The sequence below is a fragment of the Comamonas sp. B-9 genome (assembly GCF_000410635.1).
Taxonomy (GTDB): domain Bacteria; phylum Pseudomonadota; class Gammaproteobacteria; order Burkholderiales; family Burkholderiaceae_C; genus Comamonas.
On the sequence record NZ_APCR01000272.1, the window covers coordinates 21,913 to 28,093 of the forward strand.

Below are 6,181 nucleotides of genomic sequence, written 5' to 3' on the forward strand. Positions count from 1 at the left end.
CTGATCCCACGCCAATGCCAGTGCCCGCCGGGTGCTGGCTCCTTGCAACTCTTTGCCCGGAGGCTGTACGCCCCGGGCCTGCACGGGCACCACGATGTTTACCAAGATTTGCAGCGCCTTGTCGCGCTTGTGCATGTGGCTGGGAATTGCCGGCCTGATGCTGCTGATTGCCGCCGTCAGCTGGCAGGTGTTTGGCCGCTATGTGCTCAACAACACGCCGACCTGGGCCGAGAGCCTGTCGCTGTTGCTGGTGCTCTATGTGACCATGTTCGGCGTCGCCGTCGGTGTGCGCGACAGCGGCCATATCGGGCTGGAGTCGCTCTTGGTGCTGGCGCCGGACTGGCTGCGCACCAAGATGGAGTTTCTGATCCATGCGCTGATTCTGCTGTTTGGCGCGGCCATGGCCTATGGCTGCGCATCGCTGGCCGAATCGGTCTGGGACTACCGCCTACCGACCCTGGGCGTGTCCGAAGGTTGGAAATACGTGCCCGCCATCCTTGCCGGCAGCCTGATTGTGCTGTTTTCCATCGAACACCTGATCGCACTCGCGCAAGGCCGCGAAGTGCAGCCCAACTAGGAGCGCGGCGATGACCACAGCCTTGCTGATTCTGAGCCTGAGCTTTGCCGTCCTGCTGCTGCTGGGCGTGCCGGTGGCCTTCTCCATTGGTCTGTCTGCGCTGGCCACCTTGGCCTATGAGGGGCTGCCGCTGGAGGTGGGCTTTCAACAGATGACCGCCGGCATGGGGGTGTTCTCCTTTCTGGCGATTCCGTTCTTCATCTTTGCCGGTGAGCTGATGCTGCACGGCGGCATTGCCGACCGCATCGTCAACTTTGCGCGGGCGCTGATCGGCCATGTGCGCGGCGGCCTGGGCATGTCCAATGTGGTGGCCTGCACCTTGTTTGGCGGCGTCTCGGGCTCGCCGGTGGCCGATGTCTCGGCCATGGGCGCGGTGATGATCCCGATGATGAAGAAAGAGGGCTACCACGCCGACTACGCCGTCAACGTGACCACGCATGCGGCCCTGGTGGGTGCGCTGATGCCGCCCAGCCACAACATCATCATCTATGCGCTGGCGGCCAGCGGCAAGGTGTCGATTGCGGCGCTGATTCTGGCGGCCATCATCCCGGCGCTGATCCTGACCCTGAGCAACCTGGGTGCGGCCTACTGGGTGGCACGGCGGCGCGGCTACCCGGCCGGCACCTTCCCCGGCTGGCAGGTCGTGGGCCGCAGCCTGGCCGCGGCGCTGCCGGGTCTGTTTGTCGTGGTGCTGATTCTGGGCGGCATTCTGTCGGGCGTGTTCACCGCCACCGAGTCGGCCGTGGTCGCCGTGCTGTATGCGTTGGCGCTCACGGTGTTTGTCTACCGGTCGCTGAGCTGGTCGCACTTTGTCAAGGCCGCCTCCAAGGCGGTGCGCAACACCGGCATCATCTTGCTGCTGATCGGTATCTCCAGCACCTTTGGCTACCTGATCAGCCTCTACGGCGTGGCCGAGCTCACCGGCCAGATGCTGGCCCAGGTCACCACCACACCCTGGATGGTGTTCCTGCTGATCAACATCATCCTGTTCCTGCTCGGCACCTTCCTCGACATGGCCGCCACCATCTTGCTGTGCACGCCCATCTTCCTGCCGATTGCCCAGCACTACGGCATGAGCTCGGTGCAGTTCGGCATTGTGCTGCTGATCAATTGCGCGCTGGGGCTGAACACCCCGCCGGTGGGCACCACCCAGTTTGTTGGCTGTGCCATTGGCGGTGTGTCGGTGGGCACCGTCATGCGCACCATCTGGCCTTTCTATGGCGCGCTGATCTTTGCGCTGGGCCTGGTGACCTTTGTGCCGGCCTTCACCACCTGGTTGCCGCAGATCTTCATGACCGTGCGCTAAGCATTCACCGCCTCCCAACCCTTCACCCCTTCTGCTTTCTTCTGCGTTTTCACGATGAGTACCTCACACGCCATTCGCCAACTCCGCATCACGCCGATTGCCTTCCGCGATCCGCCGCTGCTCAACGCTGCCGGCATCCACGAGCCCTGGGCGCTGCGCTCCATCATCGAGATCGAGACCGCCTCGGGCCTGGTGGGGATCAACGAGAGCTATGGCGACCAGCCCATGCTCGATGCGCTGGCCAAGGCGGCACCGGCCCTGGTGGGGCTCTCACCCTGGGCGCTCAACGAGATGGAGCAGCGGGTGGCCGCGCTGGTGGCGCCACCCGTGCAGACGGCCTCGGAGTTCCTGGGCCAGCAGGTGTCGCTCGCGCCGGGTACCCATGTATCCAAAACGGTGGCCAAGGTGGTCAGTGCTTTTGAGGTGGCCATGCTCGATCTGCAAGGCCAGATGGCGAATGCGCCGGTGGTCGATCTGCTGGGTGGCGCGGCGCGCTCCAGTGTGCCGTTCTCGGCCTACCTGTTCTACAAATACGCCGAGCATGCCGGCCAGCCCTATGCCCCCGATGCCTGGGGCGAGGCGCTGACACCGCAGCAGCTGGTGGCGCAGGCCCAGCGCATGATTGGCCAGTACGGCTTCCAGAGCATCAAGTTGAAGGCCGGGGCCTTGCCGCCTGACGAGGAGGCCGCCGGCATTCTCGCCCTGGCCGAGGCCTTTCCCGGCCTGCCTTTGCGCATCGATCCGAATGCCAACTGGACGGTGGAGACCAGCCTGCGCATTGTTGACAAGCTGCGCGGCGTGCTGGAGTACTACGAAGACCCGGCCCCCGGGCTGGACGGCATGGCGGCCGTGGCCCGCGCCTGCGAGGTGCCGCTGGCCACCAATATGGTGGTGACCGATTTTGCCGAGTTCCGGCGCAATGCCGAGATGGGCTGCCCGGTGAAGATTGTGCTGAGCGACCACCACTACTGGGGCGGCCTGCGCGCCACGCAGCGCCTGTCCACCCTGTGCCGTACCTTCGATTTGGGCCTGTCGATGCACAGTAACTCGCACCTGGGCATCAGCCTGGTGGCGATGACGCATCTCTGCGCCAGCGTGCCCTTGCTCACCTATGCCTGCGACACCCACTACCCCTGGCAGGACGAGGAGGTCATCGAGGGCGGGCGCCTGCAGTTTGAAGCGGGCAGCCTGCGCGTGCCGACAACGCCAGGCCTGGGCGTGCGCCTGGACCGCAATGCGCTGGCGCGCCTGCATGACAACTACCTGCACTGCGGCATCCGCAACCGCGATGACCTGGGCCAGATGCGCAAGTACGACCCCAGCTTTGACGGCAAGCAGCCGCGTTTTTGAGCCCCACCGAGTTCATTGCTTTCGACGATTACAAACCAAGGAGACATCCATGCAACGCAGAACCCTGATCCAAAGCTCGCTCGCGGCCAGCGCCTTGATGCTGGGCGCCGGCCTGGCCAGCAGCGCCGCGCTGGCGCAAAGCAGCTGGCCCACCGGTAAATCCATCACCTACCTGGTGCCGTTTCCGCCCGGCGGCAATACCGACACCCTGGCACGCGTGATCGCCCAGCCGCTGGGCAAGGCACTGGGCACGCCGATGATCATCGAGAACAAGGGCGGGGCCGGCGGCAGCGTGGGCTCGGCCCTGGCCGCGCGCGCCGCGCCCGATGGTTACACCATCCTGGGCGGCACCATCAGCTCGCATGCGATCAATATCAGCCTGTATTCCAAGCTCGACTACGACCCGGTCAAGTCCTTCACGCCGGTCGCGATGCTGGGCTCGGGCCCGCTGGTGCTGGTGGTGCCCGCCTCCAGCCCCTTCAAGACCCTGGCCGATGTGATGGCCGGCAGCAAGGCCAAGGCCTCCAGCGGCGGGCTGACCTCGGCCTCGCCCGGCAGCGGCACCTCCAACCACATGGCGCTGGAGTTGCTGGCCTACCAGACGGGCGTCAAGTTCACCCATGTGCCCTACAAGGGCAGCGGCCCGGCGGTGCAGGATGTCATCGGCGGCCCGGGGGGCCTGATGTTTGACACGGCCCTGGTGGTCGGCCCGCATATCCAGGCCGGCAAGCTGCGCCCGATTGCGGTGACCAGCTCCAAGCGCCTGGAATCCCTGCCCGATGTGCCCACGATTGCCGAAGCCGGTGAAAAGGGCTTTGACATGGGCTCCTGGCAAGCCGTGTTTGCGCCTGCGGGCACGCCCAAGCCGGTGGTGGACCGCCTGCATGCCGAGATCATGAAGATCGTCGCCACGCCGGAAGTACAGGCCCGCCTGAAGGCCTTTGGCATGCAGCCTTCGACGATGACGCCGGCCGAGCTGGCCGAGTTCCAGAAGGCCGAGGTGGCCAAATGGGCGCAGGTGATCCAGGCCGCCGGTATCAAGGCCGATTGACACAGCGCAGCCGGCCTGTCACCTTGGAGGACAGGCGCGCGGTGCAGCGGCCACGCCAGGCTGCACCGCGCCAGAGAGAATTTGATATGACACAAGCCAGAACGACCCCACTTTCGATTTCCATGCATGCGGCGGACAACGTCGCGATCATCGCCAATGACGGCGGGCTGCCGGCCGGCACGGTGCTGCCCTCGGGCCTGCGCCTGGTCGAGCAGGTGCCGCAGGCCCACAAGGTCGCCTTGGTGGACCTGGCAGAGGGCGCGGCCGTGCGCCGCTACAACGTGGTGATCGGCTATGCGCGCCAGGCCATTGCCGCGGGCAGCTGGGTGCATGAGCGCCTGCTGCAGATGCCCGAGGCCCGCTCGCTCGAAGGCCTGCCGATTGCCACGGTGCCCGCGCCCGATCTGCCGCCACTGGAGGGCTATACCTTTGAGGGCTACCGCAATGCCGATGGCACGGTGGGCACCCGCAATATCCTGGCCATCACCACCACGGTGCAGTGCGTGGCGGGCGTGCTCGATTTTGCGGTGCGCCGCATCAAGGCCGAGCTGCTGCCGCGCTATCCGCAGGTCGACGATGTCGTTGGGCTCGAGCACAGCTATGGCTGCGGTGTGGCGATTGATGCGGTGGGCGCCGAGATCCCGCAGCGCACCTTGCGCAACATCAGCCACAACCCGAACTTTGGCGGCGAGGTGATGGTGGTGAGCCTGGGCTGCGAAAAGCTGCAGCCCGAGCGCCTGCTGCCACCGGGCTCTTTCCCCATCACCGATGAGCGCGCGCCCGAGCTCGATGTGGTCTGCCTGCAGGACGAGGCACATGTGGGCTTTATGTCGATGGTGCAGTCCATCATGACGCGGGCCGAGGCACACCTGGCACGGCTGAACCAGCGCCGGCGCGAGACTGTGCCGGCCAGTGCCTTGGTCGTGGGCGTGCAGTGCGGCGGCAGCGATGCCTTCAGCGGTGTGACGGCCAACCCGGCCGTTGGCTTTTGCACCGATCTGCTGGTGCGCGCAGGGGCAACCGTGATGTTCAGCGAAGTGACCGAGGTGCGCGATGGTATTGACCAGCTGACCTCGCGCGCCTCAACCCCTGAGGTGGCGCAGGCCATGATCGACGAGATGGCTTGGTACGACGCCTACCTGGACAAGGGTAAGGTGGACCGCAGCGCCAACACCACGCCGGGCAACAAGAAGGGCGGCCTGTCCAACATCGTGGAAAAGGCCATGGGCTCGATCATCAAGAGCGGCACGGCGCCGATCACCGGCGTGCTCTCGCCCGGCCAACGGCTGGCCGAACGCGGCATCCAGCGCGGCCTGGTCTATGCGGCCACGCCTGCGAGCGACTTTATCTGCGGCACCTTGCAGCTGGCCGCCGGCATGAACCTGCATGTGTTCACCACCGGGCGCGGCACGCCCTATGGGCTGGCGCAGGTGCCGGTGATCAAGGTGGCCACACGCAGCGATCTGGCACGCCGCTGGCATGACCTGATGGATGTGAACGCCGGGCGCATTGCCGATGGCGAAGCGACCATCGAGGAGATGGGCTGGGAGATGTTTCGCCTGATGCTGGAGGTGGCCAGTGGCCGCAAGAAGACCTGGGCGGAAGAGTGGCAGCTGCACAATGCGCTGGTGCTGTTCAACCCGGCGCCCGTGACCTGAAGCCTTACTTTTTCCACTTCTCGCGCAGCGCGGCGCAGTGGTCCTTGGCGGGCAGGGCGGGCGTGGTATGCACCCAGTCGCGGTCGGCCGCATCGGCCTGGGCCTGGCTGCCCGCCTGGCCAATGGCCACCACCGAGCGGGTGCCCGCAGGCAGCCAGGTGGGAATGCCGATGCTGCGCAGCACATGGCCGCGCCCGGCGATCAGCAGCACCGTCTTGCCGGGCTGCAGCTGGGCGGTC

5 protein-coding genes and 1 pseudogene are annotated in these 6,181 nt (G+C 66.0%); 5 read left to right on the plus strand and 1 reads right to left on the minus strand.

The features are described 5' to 3' along the window. Positions 1-94: 94 nt before the first annotated feature. From H928_RS0102065 to garD, 5 genes are all read left to right on the plus strand, one after another. Entirely contained in the window at positions 95-577 is a 483-nt protein-coding gene (locus tag H928_RS0102065; RefSeq protein ID WP_021025003.1) for a TRAP transporter small permease, read from the plus strand. Positions 578-587: 10 nt separating this feature from the next. Continuing rightward, positions 588-1,883 carry a TRAP transporter large permease gene (locus H928_RS0102070; protein ID WP_021025004.1) on the plus strand — a complete coding sequence of 432 codons (1,296 nt, stop codon included), beginning with the start codon at positions 588-590 and terminating at the stop codon, positions 1,881-1,883. Between the two features lie 54 nt (positions 1,884-1,937). Then, positions 1,938-3,233: a glucarate dehydratase family protein gene (locus H928_RS0102075; RefSeq protein WP_021025005.1), complete on the plus strand. Its 1,296-nt coding sequence runs from the start codon at positions 1,938-1,940 to the stop codon at positions 3,231-3,233. Between the two features lie 49 nt (positions 3,234-3,282). Further along, positions 3,283-4,284: a tripartite tricarboxylate transporter substrate binding protein gene (locus H928_RS0102080; protein WP_021025006.1), complete on the plus strand. Its 1,002-nt coding sequence runs from the start codon at positions 3,283-3,285 to the stop codon at positions 4,282-4,284. A gap of 86 nt (positions 4,285-4,370) precedes the next feature. Continuing rightward, positions 4,371-5,942 (plus strand): galactarate dehydratase, encoded by a 1,572-nt coding sequence (gene garD, locus H928_RS0102085; RefSeq protein WP_021025007.1) that lies wholly within the window; start codon positions 4,371-4,373, stop codon positions 5,940-5,942. Between the two features lie 4 nt (positions 5,943-5,946). Here garD and H928_RS32005 read toward each other — a convergent pair. Further along, positions 5,947-6,181, minus strand: a pseudogene (locus H928_RS32005) (hypothetical protein); the annotation flags it as partial.